The 20,020-nt window shown below is 56.5% G+C and carries 19 protein-coding genes; 8 read left to right on the top strand and 11 right to left on the bottom strand.

Features of this window, described 5'->3' with window-relative positions; all coding sequences use genetic code 11:
• Positions 1-172 precede the first annotated feature (172 nt).
• Together ACQQ2Q_RS16190 and ACQQ2Q_RS16185 are read right to left on the bottom strand one after the other, a co-directional pair.
• Complete coding sequence (locus ACQQ2Q_RS16190) at positions 173-589, bottom strand: RNA-binding S4 domain-containing protein (RefSeq protein WP_428188141.1); 417 nt, start codon at positions 587-589, stop codon at positions 173-175.
• 2 nt (positions 590-591) lie between these two features.
• Positions 592-3,648, bottom strand: coding sequence for a helicase-related protein (locus tag ACQQ2Q_RS16185; protein WP_428188314.1), 3,057 nt, complete (start codon positions 3,646-3,648; stop codon positions 592-594).
• 403 nt (positions 3,649-4,051) lie between these two features.
• Here ACQQ2Q_RS16185 and ACQQ2Q_RS16180 point away from each other — a divergent pair, with 403 nt between their 5' ends.
• Genes ACQQ2Q_RS16180 through ACQQ2Q_RS16170 form a run of 3 tightly spaced genes read left to right on the top strand, consistent with a single transcriptional unit; the run spans position 4,052 to position 5,542 of the window.
• Positions 4,052-5,056, top strand: a complete 1,005-nt coding sequence (locus ACQQ2Q_RS16180; RefSeq protein ID WP_428188140.1) for an alpha/beta fold hydrolase — start codon at positions 4,052-4,054, stop codon at positions 5,054-5,056.
• A 44-nt stretch (positions 5,057-5,100) separates the two neighbouring features.
• A complete protein-coding gene (locus tag ACQQ2Q_RS16175; protein ID WP_428188139.1) occupies positions 5,101-5,256 on the top strand; it encodes a DUF3309 family protein in 156 nt (51 codons plus the stop codon).
• 31 nt (positions 5,257-5,287) lie between these two features.
• Entirely contained in the window at positions 5,288-5,542 is a 255-nt protein-coding gene (locus tag ACQQ2Q_RS16170) for a glycine zipper domain-containing protein (RefSeq protein ID WP_428188138.1), read from the top strand.
• A gap of 119 nt (positions 5,543-5,661) precedes the next feature.
• On the opposite strand, the gene phbB is transcribed toward ACQQ2Q_RS16170, so the two are convergent.
• Positions 5,662-6,387: an acetoacetyl-CoA reductase gene (gene phbB / locus ACQQ2Q_RS16165; RefSeq protein ID WP_428188137.1), complete on the bottom strand. Its 726-nt coding sequence runs from the start codon at positions 6,385-6,387 to the stop codon at positions 5,662-5,664.
• A gap of 116 nt (positions 6,388-6,503) precedes the next feature.
• Complete coding sequence (locus tag ACQQ2Q_RS16160; RefSeq protein WP_428188136.1) at positions 6,504-7,685, bottom strand: acetyl-CoA C-acetyltransferase; 1,182 nt, start codon at positions 7,683-7,685, stop codon at positions 6,504-6,506.
• A gap of 221 nt (positions 7,686-7,906) precedes the next feature.
• On the opposite strand from ACQQ2Q_RS16160, the gene phaR reads away from it, so the two are divergent.
• Complete coding sequence (gene phaR, locus ACQQ2Q_RS16155) at positions 7,907-8,482, top strand: polyhydroxyalkanoate synthesis repressor PhaR (protein WP_428188135.1); 576 nt, start codon at positions 7,907-7,909, stop codon at positions 8,480-8,482.
• Between the two features lie 73 nt (positions 8,483-8,555).
• On the opposite strand, the gene ACQQ2Q_RS16150 is transcribed toward phaR, so the two are convergent.
• The 4 genes from ACQQ2Q_RS16150 to mtgA form a co-directional block, all read right to left on the bottom strand.
• On the bottom strand, positions 8,556-8,963 hold the full coding sequence (locus ACQQ2Q_RS16150) for a hypothetical protein (protein WP_428188134.1): 408 nt from the start codon (positions 8,961-8,963) through the stop codon (positions 8,556-8,558).
• A gap of 150 nt (positions 8,964-9,113) precedes the next feature.
• Positions 9,114-9,299, bottom strand: coding sequence for a 50S ribosomal protein L32 (gene rpmF, locus ACQQ2Q_RS16145; protein WP_428188133.1), 186 nt, complete (start codon positions 9,297-9,299; stop codon positions 9,114-9,116).
• A 160-nt stretch (positions 9,300-9,459) separates the two neighbouring features.
• A complete protein-coding gene (locus tag ACQQ2Q_RS16140; protein ID WP_428188132.1) occupies positions 9,460-10,107 on the bottom strand; it encodes a glutathione S-transferase family protein in 648 nt (215 codons plus the stop codon).
• Positions 10,108-10,182: 75 nt separating this feature from the next.
• Positions 10,183-10,881 (bottom strand): monofunctional biosynthetic peptidoglycan transglycosylase, encoded by a 699-nt coding sequence (gene mtgA / locus ACQQ2Q_RS16135; protein WP_428188313.1) that lies wholly within the window; start codon positions 10,879-10,881, stop codon positions 10,183-10,185.
• Between the two features lie 167 nt (positions 10,882-11,048).
• Between mtgA and ACQQ2Q_RS16130 the strand changes: the two genes are divergently transcribed.
• Entirely contained in the window at positions 11,049-11,963 is a 915-nt protein-coding gene (locus ACQQ2Q_RS16130) for a polyprenyl synthetase family protein (protein ID WP_428188131.1), read from the top strand.
• A gap of 117 nt (positions 11,964-12,080) precedes the next feature.
• On the opposite strand, the gene ACQQ2Q_RS16125 is transcribed toward ACQQ2Q_RS16130, so the two are convergent.
• From ACQQ2Q_RS16125 to ACQQ2Q_RS16115, 3 genes are all read right to left on the bottom strand, one after another.
• Positions 12,081-12,746: an OmpA family protein gene (locus tag ACQQ2Q_RS16125; RefSeq protein ID WP_428188130.1), complete on the bottom strand. Its 666-nt coding sequence runs from the start codon at positions 12,744-12,746 to the stop codon at positions 12,081-12,083.
• A 76-nt stretch (positions 12,747-12,822) separates the two neighbouring features.
• On the bottom strand, positions 12,823-14,073 hold the full coding sequence (gene ispG / locus ACQQ2Q_RS16120) for a flavodoxin-dependent (E)-4-hydroxy-3-methylbut-2-enyl-diphosphate synthase (protein WP_428188129.1): 1,251 nt from the start codon (positions 14,071-14,073) through the stop codon (positions 12,823-12,825).
• Positions 14,074-14,167: 94 nt separating this feature from the next.
• Positions 14,168-15,364: an MFS transporter gene (locus ACQQ2Q_RS16115; RefSeq protein WP_428188128.1), complete on the bottom strand. Its 1,197-nt coding sequence runs from the start codon at positions 15,362-15,364 to the stop codon at positions 14,168-14,170.
• A gap of 222 nt (positions 15,365-15,586) precedes the next feature.
• Here ACQQ2Q_RS16115 and ACQQ2Q_RS16110 point away from each other — a divergent pair, with 222 nt between their 5' ends.
• The 3 genes from ACQQ2Q_RS16110 to ACQQ2Q_RS16100 are packed head-to-tail and all read left to right on the top strand — an operon-like array spanning position 15,587 to position 19,998.
• Positions 15,587-15,787, top strand: a complete 201-nt coding sequence (locus tag ACQQ2Q_RS16110; RefSeq protein WP_428188127.1) for a YgaP family membrane protein — start codon at positions 15,587-15,589, stop codon at positions 15,785-15,787.
• A 27-nt stretch (positions 15,788-15,814) separates the two neighbouring features.
• Positions 15,815-16,801 carry an efflux RND transporter periplasmic adaptor subunit gene (locus ACQQ2Q_RS16105; RefSeq protein ID WP_428188126.1) on the top strand — a complete coding sequence of 329 codons (987 nt, stop codon included), beginning with the start codon at positions 15,815-15,817 and terminating at the stop codon, positions 16,799-16,801.
• The gene (locus ACQQ2Q_RS16100; RefSeq protein ID WP_428188125.1) at positions 16,798-19,998 is read left to right on the top strand and encodes an efflux RND transporter permease subunit; all 3,201 of its coding nucleotides are present in this window, start codon (positions 16,798-16,800) and stop codon (positions 19,996-19,998) included. The genes ACQQ2Q_RS16105 and ACQQ2Q_RS16100 overlap by 4 nt, the downstream gene beginning before the upstream one ends.
• Positions 19,999-20,020 lie beyond the last annotated feature (22 nt).

The following is a 20,020-nucleotide window of genomic DNA, read 5'->3' as shown; positions in this document are numbered from 1 at the left end:
ATTTTGTCAGTTTCGGCGCTGGGAGCACGCCTATCGCCTATTGCAGGATGTTTCGCGTGGCACCGATAGGGAGCCACAAGCATATCCGGATATTACATCTCAGCTATTGCCTTCGCCGCGCTATAGCAAGGATAAACCATCCTGAAAATAGCCCCTTGCGAGGCAACTTATTCTATTCCGCATCCCAGAGGTCGCGACCCAGCACACGATCAACCTCGCGCCGTTCTTTTTTGGTGGGCCGCCCGGCACCCGGCGCGCGCTGAGCTTGTTCGTAGAGACTGACAGCTTCGCGTTCTTCCTGCGGAGGCGAAACATCGTCGTAAAGCAACCGCGCCTGCTCAAACGGGCCACGGCGCTCGCCGCAGGCTTTTATGATGACAACGAGATTTCTCCGCTCAAGCGCAATGTCGATGCGGTCGTCTGGCCCAACCAAACGGCTCGGCTGCTTCGCAGTCACGCCGTTGACCTTCACATGACCAGACAAAATCTTGCTTTGCGCCAGGGACCGGGACTTGGCAAGCCGCGCAAAAAAGAGCCACTTGTCGATGCGCTGGCGCAAGCCGCCAACCGGCTGCTCCCGTTCGCCCATGACTACTTCTTCATCTGCTCCTTGAGCGCGGCAAGCTTGGCAAAGGGCGAATCGGGATCAAGCGGCTTTTCCTTGCGAACCGGCTTGGAATCGAAGCGATTGGGCTGACCCTTTTCATTGCGCTTCGGACGCTGATCACCAAACGGCTTGCGGTCCGGGCGCTCTCCACGTTTCCCGTGGCCGCCGCGATTATCGTCACGGTCGCCCTGTTTTGATGGTTGACCATCCCGGCGGCGCTCGCCTTGCGCTTCAGCATCATTGCGGCGACCTCGACCCTTATTGGCATTGGGTGCACGTTCGCCGCGCTGGTTGTCGCTGCGACCGCCCGGGCGCCACAAGAGTACCGGCTTCGGCTCCGCCACATCGGCGTCCTGAGAAACAGCAGGCTCACCAGACGGTTCCGTCCCAGCCGTCTCGACGGGCTTATCCTCCGAGGCGACGTCGGTCGCAACTGCGCCAGCGGCGACCGCGGCTTCAGAAGGAGTACTCGCTTCTTCGACCGCTGGAGGGGCATCTGTACCGCCCTCAACGGCATCCGTGTTCGATGTTTCTGCTGTTGCGGGCTCGCCCTTTGCCGCAATAGTTGCAGATGCACCGTCTTGCTGTCCGAGATGGGCTTGCGCTTCTTCTTCCGTCACGCTGTCTGCGCGATAGCCAAGGCCCTTGAGAATTTCTTCCATGTCGTCAGGGGTCGCACCGAGGATCGACAGCATTGCGGTCGTCGCCGTGAAGCGGCGACCATCATAGGCACCTTCCGGCCGCGCCGCCTGCCCCGGCTTCCACTGCAGCAGAGGCCGAATGATATCCGCCAACCGCTCAAGAATATCGATGCGAACGGCCCGCTTTCCAAGAAACCGGAAACCGGCAAGCTTGTAGAACATGCGTTCATAGGTCGGATCCGTCACAACGGATGTTCGCCCTGCCGCCAGAACCGGAATGAGATCGCCATAGCCCGGCTTCTCCATACCGTCGTTCTTCAGCGCCCAAAGCAGCGTAATCAACTCCGCTGGCGCAGGCTTCAACAGCGAGGGCACAAAAATATGATAGGCGCCAAAGCGGACGCCATAACGGCGAATGGATGCACGCGATTCCTGGTCCAGCGACTTAACGTCATCTGAAACATCGCGACGGAAGAGGACACCAAGGTTCTCAACAAGCTGAAACGCCAGCCCCTTTGCCAGACCTTGAAGATCTTCGGCGCGCGAAAGATCATCCAGTGGCTTCAGCACTGTGGAAATATGGTGATTCACGAAGCGCTCGATACGCGCGACGACATGGTCGCGGGCATTTCCGGTCAGCTGTTCGTCTGCCAGCAGGATGACGCGCGGATGCATCACATGATCAGCACCGATCAAGCGGCCAACAGGCTCGCCCATCCAACGAACAAGGCCATCAGAGCTCAAGGCCAGATCATTATTGCCCGAAGCATGGATACGCGCAGCGCGTGCCTCGAATTCCAGCGATAGCGCTTTTTGCGCTGCCGTCTGAATAGCCTTTGCATCAGGACCTTCTGTCCCAACGGCCATTGTAAATCGGAATCCGGCTAGTTGTCCGACGTGATGTCCTTCGACGAAGACATCGCCATTAACACTAATTTCAGCTTCAAGCATTGCATTCTCTCTCAGGCGCTTCATGAGCACAGATGTCCTGCGATCAACAAAGCGTTTCGTCAACCTATCATGTAGCGCATCGGACAATCGATCTTCGATTTCCCGTGTCTTTTCCTGCCAGTGTGTCGGATCGGCAAGCCAACCGGGCCGATTTGATACATATGTCCAAGTTCTTATTTGCGCGATTCGAGCAGATAGCGTGTCTATTTCCCCATCCGTTCGATCCGCGCGCATGACCTGTTCGGCCATAAAATTCTCGTTCACTGTGCCGTATCGCGCAAGATCAGAAAAGAGGCTAGATATCAGTTCCGCATGCTGGGCAGGCGTTATCCGCCGATAATCCGGCAACGCGCAAGCTTCCCAAAGCTTTTGAACACGTTCGGGCTTCGTGGCCAAATCCCTGATTTCGGGATATCGCACCAGCGTTTCGAGCGCCTGCTGATCAATTGCCGGCAAAGCCTTCGTCAGCCCAGCTATCTTCGGTGTCGCTTCCAGGCTGCGGCGCAAGGCGTCGAGAGACGAAAAATCGAAATCGGCCGTCCGCCACTGCAAGACTTTGACCGCATCGAAATGATGACTTTCCAGTCTTTCCACCATCTCGTTGTCAAAAGGAGAGACTCGACCAGTCACTCCGAATGTGCCGTCCTTCAAATGTCTGCCGGCACGACCCGCAATCTGGCCCAGTTCGCTTGGATTGAGGTTGCGGAACTGGTAGCCGTCAAATTTTCGGTCCTGAGCGAAAGCGACATGATCGACATCAAGATTAAGCCCCATGCCAATAGCATCGGTAGCAACAAGATATTCGACATCGCCTTCCTGATAGAGACCTACCTGGGCATTGCGTGTGCGCGGGCTGAGCGCGCCAAGAACAACGGCTGCGCCGCCACGTTGACGCCGGATCAGCTCGGCAATCGCGTAAACCTCGTCGGCAGAAAACGCAACGATAGCAGTCCGCTGCGGAAGTCGGGTGATTTTCTTTTGGCCGGCATAGAAAAGTTGTGACAGCCTTGGGCGTTCTACGACCACGATCCCTGGCAGCAACTGCTGGAGAATAGGCTTCATCGTCCCTGAACCGAGAAGAAGCGTCTCCTCGCGCCCACGAAGGTGGAGAAGACGGTCAGTAAAGATATGCCCGCGCTCCAGGTCGCTTGCCAATTGGATTTCGTCAATCGCGACAAACCCCACCTTGGTGTCACGCGGCAATGCCTCGACCGTGCACACCGAAAACCGGGCACCGGGCGGCGAAATTCGTTCTTCACCGGTAATGAGAGCGACCTGAGACAGGCCGACGCGTTCGACAACGCGGGTGTAAACCTCTCGTGCAAGAAGCCGTAAGGGCAACCCGATGATCCCGGTACCATGGGAAATCATTCGCTCGATCGCGAAATGGGTCTTGCCTGTATTCGTCGGCCCCAGCACAGCTGTAACGCCGCGGCCGCTCAATATCATGGGTTGCGACGTCAATCCCTGCTCCGCAATTAAGCAACCACGCAATCCGAATGTTGCGACGCGGTCGGGCAAGACATGGCGATCATCGACAGCAAAGGCAAGCGATGTTTCCGCATTTGAGGGAAATAATCACCTTTGAGAGGCAGAGGCGCACGCCTGTTCCGGCCAAAGCCATCTCGTATCGCAGATTTCAGGTGCGACCCGGAAACCAGACGGCGACGGAAAAGCAATGGGGCGTCCGCAGCTTTGTCCAGGCGGAAATTTATAGCGCATCCCTGATGCTCAGCCGGAATAGGGGCCTCCTCGCGACATCGTGCCGAGAAAAGGTGCCAACCAGAGATCGAGTCGGAACCGATGCGTGGGATAACCGTTTCGCTTGCGAGAAGCGCAAAGGTTAACGAACATGAGTCTTGGGCGTCCCCCGGCTGAATGGTTGTCGCGAAACACGGGTCGAAATTTCGTATTCATACACGGCTTGGCCATGTCCCCCACTTTCTGGCGACTTTATGCGCCAGGTTGTGTTCGAGAGCGTAACGCGGTCGCTTACCCTCTCCCTGGACATCATCCTTGGCCTCTTGCCTCAGCCGGAGCACAACTGACGACCGATCAGATCGTTGAAGCCTACGCGAAGGCTATCGAAGAGGACTTTCCCTTTGGCCGCGTCACACTGGTTGGTCACTCGACGGGCGGATTCGTTTCCCTTCTCCTCGCTGCGGCAAGGCCTGACCTCATTCAATCGGTGGTGCTGATGGGCAGCTTTGCCTGCGGGCGGTTTGAGGGACGCGAAAGGGTCGCCGCTCGAATTCTTCGAATTCCTGGTCTTGGCCCAAGATTTTTTGCCGCCTGCTTCCGGCGCTGGATTTCGAGCCAACAGCATTTCCGTCATGGGTCCATCGAATGTGTCTATGACAAGACCTGCCCTTGGGAGACCGAGGAGGCACGTGCGATGATGGAAGAGGTGCGCATCCAGCTTCAGCGATCCAGACCGGAGGACATCGCGTCTGTTGTCGCCTGGTTCCAGCGGACATCGGCACTGCCCGTATTACCCGAACTTCAGGTTCCGGCGCTGAATATTATCGGAGCAAATGATTCAATCGTTCCGCCATCACATCAGATACGCATATCGAGAATGCTTCCCAATGCGCAGACAGTTCTCTTTGGAAACTCAGGTCATCTGTTGATGGTTGAGCGACAGAGTGAATTCAACAAGGTTCTGGAGCGCTTCATCGAAGCGCCAATCCTGGTGAGATCGCCTCTCTCTGCGAGAGGAAGAGTACTTGCACATGCACAACCCCAGAAAGCGAGCATCAATCCGGTCGAGTCGCGGCGCCGTTGGTCAGTGCTGGCTAACGTGTCACGACGCATTCCCCACCTGGTGCTCGGAACAAATCAGCCGCACCAGCATTAATGTGTCGAAGTTTCTATTCGGCCTACCAAAAAGGAGAGGGTCTTATGCTCGGTACGGTTCTGCTTGTTGTTCTTGTCTTATTGCTGATTGGCGCACTACCCAACTGGGGTTACAGCCGCTCATGGGGCTACGGTCCCTCCGGCGGCCTCGGTCTCGTCGTTGTCATTATTCTGATTTTGCTCCTGATGGGCCGAATCTGATCTGAAAGCCCCCTATTAAAGGACTTCCAAAATGAAAAAAGTACTTCTTTCACTCGGTCTCATCGCTGCTCTCGCATCCTGCACTGCCACGGAACGTGGTGCGTCGGTTGGCGCAGCCGGTGGCGCGGTTATCGGTGGTATCGCATCGAATTCCGTAGGCGGTGCCGCAATCGGTGCCGTGGCTGGTGGTGTTGCCGGCGCTCTGATCGGGCGGTCCCAGGAACGCGCGGGCTATTGCGTCTATCGCGATCGCCACGGCCGCACCTATGAGGCCCGTTGCCGCTAAAAAGTGTAGATGCCGATCTCGTATCGGCGTTTACGTTTCGGACATGAGGAGCCGAAATAGCGTCTACATTAAAGCCGGGCCATCAGCTTGCTTCGCACTGATGGTCCGGCTTTTTTAGTTCAGACGAAGAACTGTCCGCCATTTGCCGAGATAGTCGAGCCGGTAATAAATCCGGCATCGTCTGAGGCGAGAAAAGTCACGATGCGTCCAATCTCTTCCGGCTCGCCGAGCCGACCGACGGGGATTTGCGGAATGATACGCTCGTTCAGCACTTTTTCAGGAATGGCCTTCACCATTTCGGTGGCTATATAGCCGGGACATACTGCATTGACCGTAATTCCCTTGGCGGCGCCTTCCTGGGCGAGCGCCTTGGTCAGCCCCAGATCGCCGGCCTTGGAGGCCGAATAGTTGACCTGTCCCATCTGACCCTTCTGACCATTGATGGATGATATCGTAATCACGCGGCCAAAATTGCGATCTCGCATGCCAGTCCAGACCAGATGAGTCATGTTGAAGACGCCGTTCAGATTGGTATTGATCACTTCAAGCCATTGATCGGGCGTCATCTTGTGGAACATCGCATCACGCGTGATCCCGGCATTGTTCACAAGAATATCGACTGGACCGAGTGCAGCTTCGACGGCTGCGACACCATCTGCACACGATGCATAATTCGACACATCCCATTTAAAGACAGGGATGCCAGTCTCGCTTTCGAAGGCCTTGGCCTTCTCGTCATTACCCGCGTAGTTGGCAGCGACCTTGTGGCCTGCCTCCTTCAGCGCGATCGAGATTGCAGCACCGATTCCTCGTGTGCCGCCTGTAACCAATGCAACTCTGCTCATAGAGCCAGCCTCCCTCTGGGTATGGTTTGGGCGATGGCGGCCCTTCTATTGGAACCTGCCGATGTCGCCAAATAACGGCTGATCTCTTCAACAAAGATCAGCCGTTGTTTCTAATGTCACATGGATTCAAGGCACATGGCCACGCCCATGCCGCCACCGATGCAAAGGGTTGCAAGTCCCTTCTTGGCGCCACGACGCTGCATTTCAAACAGCAACGTGTTGAGAATGCGCGCGCCCGAGGCACCCACCGGATGACCAATGGCGATGGCTCCCCCATTGACGTTCACAATGGATGTATCCCAGCCAAGATCCTTGTTGACGGCGCAAGCCTGCGCGGCAAAGGCTTCATTGGCCTCAACCAGATCGAGATCGCCGATCTTCCAGCCGGCCTTTTCCAAGGCCTTGCGCGATGCCGGAATGGGGCCTGTACCCATGATCTTTGGATCCACGCCTGCCGTGGCCCACGACGCAATACGCGCCAGCGGTGTTATGCCACGACGTGATGCTTCGCTCTCCGTCATCAACAGCGCGGCAGCCGCACCGTCATTGATACCGGACGCGTTGGCGGCGGTCACCGTTCCTTCCTTGTCGAAGGCCGGCTTCAACTTGGTCATGTTGTCCATTGTGGCGCCCAGACGGATATATTCGTCGGAGTCGACGGTGACGTCACCCTTGCGGTTAGAAACTACAAAAGGAATGATCTCGTCCTTGAACTTGCCAGCCTTCTGCGCTGCCTCAGCCTTGTTTTGGGAAGCAAGTGCAAACTGATCCTGCTCTTCGCGGGAAAGCTGCCATTGGCGCGCAACATTCTCGGCAGTGATGCCCATGTGATAGCCATAAAAGGCGTCCGTGAGGCCGTCTTTAATCATGGTGTCGATCATTTTCATGTCGCCCATCTTGGTACCTGAACGCAGGTGAGCGCAATGCGGCGCCATGGACATGGATTCCTGACCACCTGCAAGGATGATCTTCGCGTCACCGGTCGCGATCTGCTGCATTCCAAGGGCAACGGCACGCAGACCGGAGCCACAGAGCTGGTTCATGCCCCAAGCGGTCGTTTCCTGCGGGATACCCGCCTTCATGGCTGCCTGACGGGCCGGGTTCTGGCCCTCCCCTGCAGTCAGAATTTGCCCGAGAATGACCTCATCGACTTCTTTGCCATCGACACCCGCTCTCTCGAGGACGCCTTTCAAGACGGTCGCGCCCAGATCATGCGCATGTACGTTGGCGAAGGCCCCGTTAAAGGAGCCCACAGCGGTGCGCCCGGCACTTGCAATAACGATGGAGGGTGTGCTCATGGGATGTTTCCTCACTATTTTTTGCTGAACGAAACCTGACAAAGCTTTGATGTTAAGTCAAACGACAAGCGAGTGATGGATAATTTGGTCTGAAGGTAATTTGAGGCTTCCAGATGCGAACTTCTGCAACGCACAAATAGATTGTCAGGTCGCTTCGTTTGCGATTACAGTTGCATTGGGAGTTGCAAAAACAAAGATATTTTTGGGGTCAGGAGACAATTATGGCAAAAAACGATGGCGAGATCGTTATCAAGAAATATGCCAATCGACGCCTCTACAATACCGGCACCAGCACCTATGTGACGCTGGACGACCTGGCCAAGATGGTCAAAAAAGGCGAAGACTTTACGGTGCAGGACGCGAAGTCCGGTGAAGACATTACCCATTCGGTTTTGACGCAAATCATCTTCGAGCAGGAGTCGAAGACAGGCAATACATTGTTGCCAATCTCATTCCTGAGACAGCTTATTGGCTATTATGGCGACCAGATGCAAATGGTTGTTCCAAGCTTCCTCGAACACTCCATGAAGGCCTTCACTGAACAGCAAGCCCAGATGCGCGAACAGATGACATCCGCATTCGGAGAAATGCCGCTTCCGAAGAATTTCCAGATGCCAATCCAGTTGATGGAAGAGCAGGTCAAACGAAACACTGACATGTTCCATCAGGCGATGCAGATGTTTTCGCCATTCCTTGCGACACAGCCGCAAAAGGAATCGAAAAAGGCAGAGGCAAAGGACATAGACGAGTTGAAGGAGCAGTTGCGCTCACTGCAAAACAAGCTCGACAATCTCTGACATCAGGCGCTGATTTCGAAACATGACCTCCGGATAGGCCAAGACCTGCCGGAGGCTTTTTTGTGCGACTGGCTCAGAGCCCGATCGACACATCTCTGCCGGCGCTTCGGATGGAGACGGCAAAGCCTGCCACCACATCAATGAACGCGATGACCATCAGGATAAAGAAAATCTGCGTGGCAGCCCCCCTGACAAGCAGGAACTCGACCAGATAGGCCACAAAGACCAGCATCGACAACATGTGGTTGAGCAAGGAGCCGGAACCCGTGCGAGTGGCTTTCAAGATCTCGACGAAAAGAAGCGCAAGCGCGATCAGGATAAAGAGGTCCCCGAGGGACAGTGTCCAAAGAGCGCCAGAGAGCATCGATAGCGACAAGATCACCTGCGCGAATGTCGATGCGCCATCTCCGCCAAGCGCCCCCAGCATCACCAGATTGTACAGGATGAAGGGAAGGATCATGAGCGGGAATGCGGCAACCATCTAGTCTCTAAGCCTCCGGGATCAATTCACATCGATGCGATGAATGACCGACTTCATAGTCCAGTTTGCGCTTGGAATAAATGATGCTGTGCTAAAAAGAAAAAAGGCTGGCAATACGCCAGCCTTTTTAAGTTCGTGCAAACGCAAAAATTATGCGCTTTCCTTCGGCGTCAAAACCTGACGACCGCGATACATGCCGGTCTTCAGATCGACATGGTGCGGGCGGCGAAGTTCGCCTGAGTTCTTGTCTTCGACGTAAGTCGGAGCCTTCAGTGCGTCAGCAGAGCGGCGCATACCGCGCTTGGACGGGGTCGTTTTTCTTTTCGGTACAGCCATTTCAACTACTCCAAATGACGGACAAAACATAATCCCCGGCCTGTTTTTCGGCCGGACCGATCATGTCACGATCTCGGAATTTGGCGGGCTTATACATGTCCCACCGAGCTTTGACCAGACCCAAAGCGCATTTTTTGCGCGCAAGCTCCGATTCATTGGTCTAAGCTTCATCTTCTTCGACAATCCAGCTTTCTTCCAGTGCCGACGCCAGCCATTTGCGCCATGCCGGATGGGCTTTCATCGCGTCCATATACGCCACTGTATCGGCATCATCAACCAGTCCGTAAATATCAAAGCGATTGACCACCGGGGCGAACATGGCATCGGCCGCACTGAACGCACCAAACAGGAATGGTCCGCCTGAGCGAGTGCGCATTTCCCGCCAGATGGCAGTTATCCGGGCCACATCCTGCATCACGCCGTCTGGCAAATCGATGGAACGCCGTGGCCGGCGCATGTTCATCGGACATGCGCCACGTAAAGCCGAAAAGCCCGACAACATTTCCATACAAATTGACCGTGCCACGGCGCGATCGTCTGATGCTCTCGGCCACAAGCCAGCGTCTGGATACAGTTCAGCGACATATTCGATAATCGCCAGAGATTCCCAAACCTTGATTTCGCCATGCTCGAGCAGCGGCACCCGACCGGTTGGCGACACCGCTCGTATTGCCTGATTTCCGCCCGGAAAATCGAAAGGAATGAGCCGCTCTTCAAAATCGATCCCGCACCCGGTCATGGCGATCCACGGACGGAACGACCATGAGGAGTAGTTCTTGTTTCCGATATGGAGAATAAGTTCGCTCATGCTGCCGTCCCTTTGAACAATCCGGCCATCAGGCTACCTCCGAGTGGCGGCTGCGACTAATGAAACTTATGAAACTCAGTCATAAAGGCAGGTGATATATGCCCCGGAATTGCGCGCCAGTCGCTCTACGCGCGCAGCAAGTCGATTGAGTGCCTTCGTCGGCTTGCTGGCATTGCGCTCCATCGGATTTGGCAGAGAAACGGCCAGTAGCGCCGCCTGTCGCCGGGAGAGTTTGGATGCGGAAACCTTGAAATGGTATTGGGCAGCAGCTTCTATGCCGTAAATTCCCGGACCCCATTCTGCGATGTTCAGGTAGATCTCCATTATCCGCCGCTTGGACCAGACGAAATCGGATGTGATGGCGAGTGGAATCTCAAACGCCTTTCGCACAAAAGACCGGCTATTCCAGAGATAGAGGTTCTTGACCGTCTGCATGGGGATCGTGCTGGCACCGCGCGTCGCTTCCCCTGCGAGCGCCTCTTCCACCACGCCCTTCATCTCGCCCCAGTCAACACCGTCATGATTACAGAACTGACCGTCCTCGGACATCATCACCGCCTGCACGACATTGGGCGAAATATCATCGAAATTCGTCCAGCGTCGGTCATAGTTCTGAAATGTCACGAAGTCTGTCAGCATCAGCGTCGACATCGGATGAACGGTCGGCACGGCGTAAACGAGGATCAGAAAATAGGGCAGAACCACAAGCGCCAGCAGAACCAACAACACGCGCCGCAACCAATAGCCCAATTTCAAGCCTCGCCTCGATGCCATCTCTTCCAAAGCGCCCTTCCTTCAGGTTTTCGAGGCTCAGTGGCCCACCGCCTTGGATTGTTCTTAACGTCCCTGCAATCTCATGGCCATAGGCCACAATTGAATGACGATGGATAGGCCGGAAGATTCTCGTTGCCAGACAATTTCGCGCGTGCAAAACAACGCTCATGACCGATCAATCCACGACTTTCGAAACCCGATTGCGCATAGCCGCTGCCCGCGTTGAAGACGCGCTTTCCACTGTGCTGGACGAGAAGGCGCTTGAAGGCGAGATTGCCCGACCTGAACATTTGCTGGCAGCCATGCGCCATGGTGTTTTGAATGGTGGCAAGCGGCTCCGTCCCTTCCTGCTGATGGAAAGCGCCGCACTCTTTGGCGCCGATGAGGCTGCGGCGATCCGCGTTGGCGCGGCGCTTGAATGTCTGCACTGTTATTCGCTGGTGCATGATGATCTGCCTGCCATGGACAACGATGATCTGCGACGCGGCAAGCCAACGGTTCACATTGCCTTCGACGAAGCGACCGCCATCCTGGCCGGTGATGGACTGCTGACGCTTGCCTTCGACATCGTTGCCGCCCCCGAGACGGATCTCACCGACAAGGCGAAAACACAGCTTGTACTTGAGCTCGCCCGCGCGGCCGGCATTGGCGGAATGGCCGGAGGCCAGGCACTCGATCTGGCAGCAGAAAAGTCAGCGCCCGATGAAACGGGCATAGTAACCCTGCAAGCGATGAAGACAGGTGCCTTGTTGCGCTATGCCTGCGAGGCAGGAGCAATATTGGCAGACGCGCCACTGCCAGAGCGCCAGCGCATGCGAAGTTTCGGTGAATTGATTGGCAGAGCATTCCAGCTTGCAGACGATCTGCTGGACCTGACCGCCGATGCTGCAACCATGGGCAAGGCAACCGGCAAGGACGCCGCCCGCGGCAAGGGCACGCTATTGGCGCTCAAGGGACAGCAGTGGGCCGAAAGCGAACTTTCAAGGCTTGTCGCCGAAGCGACGGATATTCTGAGGCCCTTTGGCGACCGGGCAAGCACGCTGATTGCAGCCGCACACTTCGTCGCCAATCGCAAAAACTAGACGACCTCCGACCACAACATTTGTCCCGAGATCGCCTGCGATAGCCTTGCGCTCCTCTGCACATGAAAAAGCGCCATCCGAAGACAGCGCTTTTCCCAAACTCTGAACCGGATGTGGCTATCCCTTTCTGAGCGGCGAGATCTGTACTTCGACACGGCGGTTTTGAGCGCGTCCTTCCGGTGTCGCGTTCGTCGCGATCGGCTGGCTTGGGCCAAAGCCGACCGCCGATACGCGTCGAGGATCAAGCCCCTGCCCGAACAGATAGTTTGCAACGGACTGCGCACGATTCTGCGACAGCTCCTGATTGTGCTGCAAACTGCCGGTAGAGTCCGTATGTCCGTTGATATCGACAAGCGTCTGATTGAACTTGTTCAAGACGATCGCCACGGAATTGAGCGTCGGATAGAAGTTCGGCATTACCGCAAACTGGTCGGATGCGAATGTGATATTCGACGGCATGTTTAGGATGATGCTGTCGCCGGAACGGGTAACCGAGATCCCGGTGCCCTGAAGCTGCGCACGAAGCTCGGCCTCCTGGCGATCCATGTAGTTGCCGATGGCACCGCCAGCGAGCGCGCCGATACCGGCGCCGATCAGCGCAGCATTGCGGCTTCCCTTGCCGCCGCCGCCAACGACAGCTCCACCGACCGCGCCAAGTGCTGCGCCGAGTACGGCGCCGCCGGCTGTGTTGGAAACCTTCTGCTCGCCTGTATAGGGGTCTGTCGTCGTGCAGGCACTGAGATAGAACGCGGCAAGCGCGAGAATGGGCAGCTTCTTGATCATTGTTAGGTTCGCTCCATGATGTTCCTCTCGCTCAACATAACAATTGCGGCAATATGAGGAAAGCGCTCACCACAACCTACTCTGCAGCACTTTTTTGTCCGTAACGCTTCTCGATATAGTCAATGACAAGCGCTTCGAAATCAGAGGCGATATTGGGACCGCGAAGTGTCATCGCCTTGGCACCGTCGATGAAAATCGGCGCAGCAGGACTTTCGCCAGTCCCCGGAAGCGAAATGCCGATATCGGCGTGTTTGCTTTCACCGGGACCGTTGACGATACAGCCCATCACTGCGACGTTCAGACCCTCAACACCCGGGTATTTTTCGCGCCACACCGGCATGTTCTTGCGCAGGTCGCCCTCGATGCGCTGTGCCAGTTCCTGGAAGACGGTGGACGTGGTCCGTCCGCAGCCCGGACATGCGGCGACCACCGGCACGAACTGTCGAAATCCCATGACCTGCAGCAATTCCTGGGCAACCTGCACCTCGCGGGTACGGTCTCCATTGGGCTCGGGTGTCAGCGAGACACGGATCGTATCGCCAATGCCATGTTGAAGCACGTATCCCATGGCTGCGGAAGACGCGACGATCCCCTTCGATCCCATGCCGGCTTCCGTCAGGCCCAGATGAAGCGCGTGATCCGATCGCTGAGCCAGCATCGAATAGACAGCGATCAGGTCCTGCACCTGCGAAACCTTTGCCGACAGGATAATGCGATTACGCGGCAGGCCGATTTCCTCGGCAAGCTCTGCAGACAAAAGTGCCGACTGAACGATTGCCTCGCGTGTCACCTGGCGCGCCGACAGCGGGGAGCCGTTCGACTGGTTGTCGTCCATCAGCCGGGTCAGCAATTCCTGGTCCAGCGAGCCCCAGTTCACGCCGATACGAACCGGCTTATCATGGCGGATCGCCATTTCGATGATATCGGCGAACTGCTTGTCCTTCTTGTCCTTGAAACCGACATTGCCCGGATTGATGCGATATTTGGCCAAAGCCTCGGCGCAAGCCGGATGGTCGGCCAGCAATTTGTGACCGATATAATGGAAGTCGCCAATCAGGGGCACGTCCTGTCCGAGACGCAACAAGCGTTCGCGAATCTTAGGCACAGCCGCAGCACTTTCGTCGCGATCCACGGTAATGCGCACCATTTCTGAGCCGGACTTATGGAGCGCTGCCACCTGTGCAACCGTCGCATCGACATCTGCTGTATCGGTATTGGTCATGGATTGGACCACAACCGGGGCACCGCCTCCGACGATTACACCTCCGACATCGACCGCAACAGATGCCCGGCGCGGCTTCGGGTCAAATTCTTCCGCTTGGATCATGGTATTTTCTCTAACCGCTGCATGGTTGCATGTCAGGTGGATCAAACATGGCAGCTTGTCAACTCTATGGCCTCCACGATGCCCCCTGGCCGCCTCATACTGCGTTGTGAGGCGCATCCGCATGACGTGACAGGCCCGACAATGCAAGCACCACAAGATTGACCAGCGACAGGGCAAGATAAACATTGGCGAGCGAGGTGTGTTCGGCCACGAAACCGATGAGAGACGGAGCAAACAGGATTCCCGAATAGCCCATGGTGGTGACCACGGAAAGTCCGATGCCCGGCGCTAGGCCCGGCAGATTGCCAGCCGCCGAAAAAGCGATAGGCACCATATTCGAAATTCCGACACCGGCCAGCGCAAAGCCACACATGGCGATCGTCACATCAGGTGCGAACGCCGCCACCAGCAAACCGCTCATTGAAAGCACGGAGCAAATCCGCATCGTGAGTACGGCGCCCAAACGATCGCGCACCCAGTCACCCGCAAATCGCATGACCGCCATAGTCAGAGAGAATGCTGCAAAACCGAGACCTGAAAGAGCCAGATCAGCGCCGAGTTCGTCTCTCAAATAGATGGCACCCCAGTCGAGAACGGCACCCTCCGGGATCATGGATAGCAGCGCCATGAGGCCAATGAGCCAGGGAAGAGGTGACAAGGGAAGCCGTGCCTTTGCAACAACATCGTCCGCATGCGGCCGATCGACCATGATCATCGGCCAGGCGATGATCAGCAGCGCGCCAGCAAACCCCGTGGCAATCAGGACATGAGCAAGCACACCAACATGAGCGATAAGGAAGCCGCCTGCTCCGGCGCCAATCAGTCCGCCAAGGCTCCAGAAGGCGTGGCATGACGACATGATCGAGCGACGCATGCGCCGCTCCACAGAGACGGCATTGGCATTCATTGCGACATCCATTGCACCGGTAAAACCGCCGAAAAGAAATAGTGCCGCGGCACCGGCCCAAACGGAGCCAACAAGCGTGATGCCGAGCAGCGTTGGAATGAACAGGACAGCAGAGACCTGCACCACACGGCGCGAACCGTAGCGCGCGATCTGGCTCCCTGCGACCGGCATAAGGGCGAGTGACCCCAGGCCAAACATCAGCAGCATCAAACCCAGACCGCTATCTGAAAGTTGAAGTCGCGCGGCGAATTCCGGGATTTTGGGCGCCCATGTACCCAGGAAAAAACCGTTAGCCATAAAAAGCAGCGAGACAGCAACGCGGCTCTTGGGGATCGCCGAACTCCGTTCGTCTTGGATCCGGTCACTGTTCAGATTCGTCGACATTCACTTGCTCTCCATTCGGTGGCGCAAGCTATTTAAATCGATTGAAATTGCAAGCTATGGGCGATGCAACAACCGTCACATTTTATTTCTCGCGGAAATCCGCCTTAGCCATTGCAACGCAAACCCGCCCTTCACAACGAGATTTATGACCCCGACAGAAAGCTTGCAATAATTTAAATAACGTATATACGAATATTTGTAGTTATTTTGCTGGAGATAAATATGTCTGTCGATCGTATGGTACTCGCCTTTGCCGGCTTCATGGTTCTGCTGTCCATCGCACTGACCGCCTTCGTACACCCGCTCTTCGTCTGGCTGACAGTCTTCGTCGGCGCAAACCTGTTGCAATCGGCATTCACCGGCTTTTGCCCAGCCGCGATGATATTCAAGAAGCTCGGCGCCCGCACCGGCAACGCATTCTGAAACACGACCGTCTGAAGGAATAGACTGATGCATGGCATGCGATCCGCGCGCTCCCTGACCGCCGCCCTTGTGTTGTTGGCTTCCTTCAGCATTGCAAATGCTCAAGCGATGCGCCTTGAACAGACGACAGTGCCCGTATGGAAGGCTGTCTACGGCCGGGTGGAAGCACGCGACAGCGTACCGGCGCGCGCCAGAATCGGTGGCATCGTTGTCGAACTCAAAGTCACCGAAGGCGATGAGGTGCATACGGGGGACGTGATTGCGACCATTAAGGATGACAAGATCGACTTCCAGATCGCGGCAATCGACGCCCAGTTATCCGGACTGAAGGCCTCACTGGAAAATGCCCGCTCTGAATTGAAACGCGGAGACGAATTGCTGATCCGCGGTGTCACTACGGCGCAGAGACTGGATTCGCTGCGCACCCAGGTGGATGTTGTCAGCAATCAGATCACGGCCACCCAGGCGCAACGGGCACTCGTTGCAGAACAGACCAGGGAAGGTATCGTTCTGGCACCGACGACCGGCAAGGTCTTGACCGTACCAGTCACACGCAATGCCGTCATCATGGCCGGCGAGACTGTGGCAACAATCGGCGGCGGCGGTTTCTTCCTGCGTCTGGCTGTCCCCGAACGTCACGCAGACCTTCTTGAAAAAGATGCGAATATCGAAATTGATGACGGCAACGGACACACGACACAGGGCCGCCTGGCTAAAATCTATCCCGAGATCGACAATGGTCGCGTGATTGCCGATGTAGAAGTCGAGGATATGCTAACGACCTTCGTCAACCATCGGCTGCTGGTGCGCGTGCCCGTCGGCAAGCGCGAAACACTGCTGGTACCGGAAGCTGCAATTACCAGTCGCTTCGGCATCGACTACGTATCGATAAAGCTTGGAGACCAGACGGTCGAGCGCGCTGTGGTAACATCGAAACCGTGGATGCTCGACCATATGCTTGTTGTCGAGGTCCTCACCGGTCTCTCGGCGGGTGACGAGGTCATCACGCCATGAAACAACATAACCTTGGCATAGCGGGCTCGCTGACGAAGTTCTTCATCGCCTCGCCGCTCACGCCACTGTTTCTGCTCGCAGCATTTGCTCTCGGGCTTGTCGCGCTGATGACATTGCCGCGAGAGGAAGAACCACAAATATCCGTGCCGATGGTCGATATCGTCGTGCGCGCAGACGGGCTGAAGGCGGAGGACGCCGTCAAGCTCGTCACAGAACCTCTGGAAACAATCGTCAAAGGCATCAACGATGTCGAGCACGTTTATTCACAGACGGCGGACGATCAGGTCATGGTCACCGCTCGCTTCGTCGTCGGCACCTCTGCCGATACCGCAGTGCTGCGCGTGCACGACAAGATAGCAGCCAACATCGCACGCATTCCCGTCGGCATACCGGAACCGATGATCATTGGCCGCACCATCGACGATGTCGCCATCGTATCACTGACACTGACCCCGTCAGATCAGACGGGCGCCGGCGTAACGGCCAATGACTTGACCCGAATTGCCCGCGCACTGCGTGTTGAACTGACCAAGATCGATAATGTCGGCTTGAGCTATCTCGTGGGCGAGACGGGTGCCGCCATCCGCGTGGCACCGGATACCGAAAAACTCGCCCTTTATGGCATCACGCTTCAACAACTGTCTGGCAAGGTCACGGCGGCAAACCGCTCGTTCCCGACGGGGCTGGTGCGCGATAAGGGCCAACAGATCGAAGTTGTCGCCGGCGAAACCCTGTCAACCCCCTCCGACATCGGCAATCTGCTCCTGACCTCCCGCGACAATCGCCCCGTCTATGTTCGCGATGTCGCCGATGTATCGTTTACCACCGACACGTCTGAAGCACGCGTATCGACGGTCACACGTGGACAGGGTGGCAAGATCAGGCGCGCGCCGGCCGTGACACTGGCCATCGCCAAACGTGCCGGATCAAACGCTGTCTTGGTGGCAGACCAGATCCTGCAACGTGTCGAGACACTGAAGGGCGATCTCATTCCAGGGTCAATGGCAGTCGAAGTCACGCGTAACTACGGCGAAACCGCCAATGAAAAAGCCAACGAGCTACTCTTCCATCTGGGTCTAGCCACCATTTCGATCATTGCGCTGGTCTGGATCGCGATAGGGCGTCGGGAAGCCATGGTCGTTGCCATTGTCATCCCCATGACGATCCTCCTGACGCTGTTTGCCGCAAATATCATGGGCTATACGCTCAACCGTGTATCCCTGTTCGCTCTCATCTTTTCCATCGGCATTCTGGTCGACGATGCAATCGTCGTCATCGAAAACATTGCAAGGCATTGGGGCTATGACGACGGCAAGGACAGGCGCGAAGCGGCAATCGATGCCGTCGCCGAAGTCGGCAATCCAACCATTGTCGCAACACTGACCGTTGTCGTCGCTCTACTGCCGATGATGTTCGTCTCAGGCATGATGGGCCCTTATATGAGCCCCATCCCCGCCAACGCTTCAGCAGCGATGATATTTTCCTTCTTCGTCGCGGTCATCGTAACCCCGTGGCTGATGCTGAAGATGGCCGGCAAGGCAAAGCTTCACACCGATGCGCATCATGCGTCTGGAGGGACACTCGGCAAGGGCTATTCAGCCGTTGCGCGTCCCATTTTGGCGTCTAAGCGCAACAGCTGGATTTTCCTGGCTCTGGTCGGGATTGCGACACTTGGATCTCTGTCGCTGTTTTATACAAAGGATGTCACCGTCAAGCTGCTGCCTTTCGATAACAAGGCCGAGCTGCAGGTGACGATTGATCTGCCGGAAGGTTCGTCAGTCGAGGCGACGGACGCCGTGGCGCAAGATGTTGCCCGGGTCGTTTTGCAGACACCCGAAGTCATCTCCCTCCAGACCCATGTCGCATCTGCAGCCCCGTTCAACTTCAACGGCCTCGTGCGCCATGCTTATCTTCGCTCATCGCCCGAGATGGGCGACGTCCAGATCAAACTGACGCCAAAAGGCGAGCGTGACCGCACCAGCCACGCGATCGCACTCGACCTGCGCCATCGCATCATCGCAAAGGTGAAAGCACCTGAGGGCACATCAATCAAGGTCGTGGAGCCACCGCCCGGCCCTCCCGTCATGGCAACGCTTCTGGCAGAGGTCTATGGCCCCGACGCGGACACACGACGTGCCACGGCAGAAAAAGTGAAGCAGGCATTCAAATCTGTACCCTTCATCGTTGACGTCGATGACAGCTACGGTCGACCCGCAAGACGGCTGCGGGCCACCATCTCCACCGATGATCTGGATTTCTTTGGCGTTGAGGAAAGCGATGTCTTTGATACCTTGTCTATCCTGAACGGCGAGACAGTAATCGGCTATTCCCATCGCGGCGGCGGCAGAGCACCGATTCCGATCGAGATCCGCCTACCAAAAGCCGAAAAGGTGTTGGATGAACGCTTCCTGGCGACCCCTATCCCGGCCAATCTTCTTCCCGGATCCCGATCCGTGGTCGAACTCGGTGATGTGGTCCAGGTGAAGGAAGAACGCGCGTCATACCCAATCTTCCGACACAACGGACGTTTTGCGGAAATGGTGACGGCAGAACTCGCAGGAGACTTCGAAGCACCACTATATGGCATGCTCGCAGTCCGGGACGCGCTCGACAAGATGGATTGGACGGGCGCGCAAAAGCCCGAGATCGCCCTGCACGGCCAGCCGTCGGATCAGAGCAAGCCGGTTTTGCTGTGGGATGGCGAATGGGAAGTGACTTGGGTTACATTCCGGGATATGGGAGCAGCCTTCATGATCGCTCTTCTCGGGATCTATATCCTCGTGGTGGCCCAATTCGGTTCGTTCAAGCTACCGCTGGTGATCCTCACCCCAATCCCGCTCACCTTCATCGGCATATTAGGTGGCCATTGGATCTTTGGCGCACCGTTCACCGCTACATCCATGATCGGGTTCATTGCGCTTGCCGGGATCATCGTGCGAAACTCTATCCTTCTGGTCGATTTCATCCGTCACGCTGCATCACCAGATCGCCCGCTGACCGAGGTTCTGATTGAAGCCGGGGCTATCCGCTTTAAACCGATCCTCCTGACGGCACTGGCTGCAATGATTGGTGCAGCGGTCATCCTGACCGATCCGATCTTTCAGGGCCTTGCCATCTCGCTACTGTTCGGCCTTGCGTCCTCAACACTACTAACGGTGCTGGTCATTCCCGCGATTTACCGCGTATTGCGAACCTGATTGAAAATCGACTGGCGAACGA

Origin of the sequence: Agrobacterium sp. ES01, from assembly GCF_050320885.1 — a bacterium.
GTDB lineage: Bacteria > Pseudomonadota > Alphaproteobacteria > Rhizobiales > Rhizobiaceae > Allorhizobium.
The sequence above is the reverse complement of the archived record's forward strand: the minus strand, read 5'-3'. Positions and strand labels throughout refer to the sequence as shown.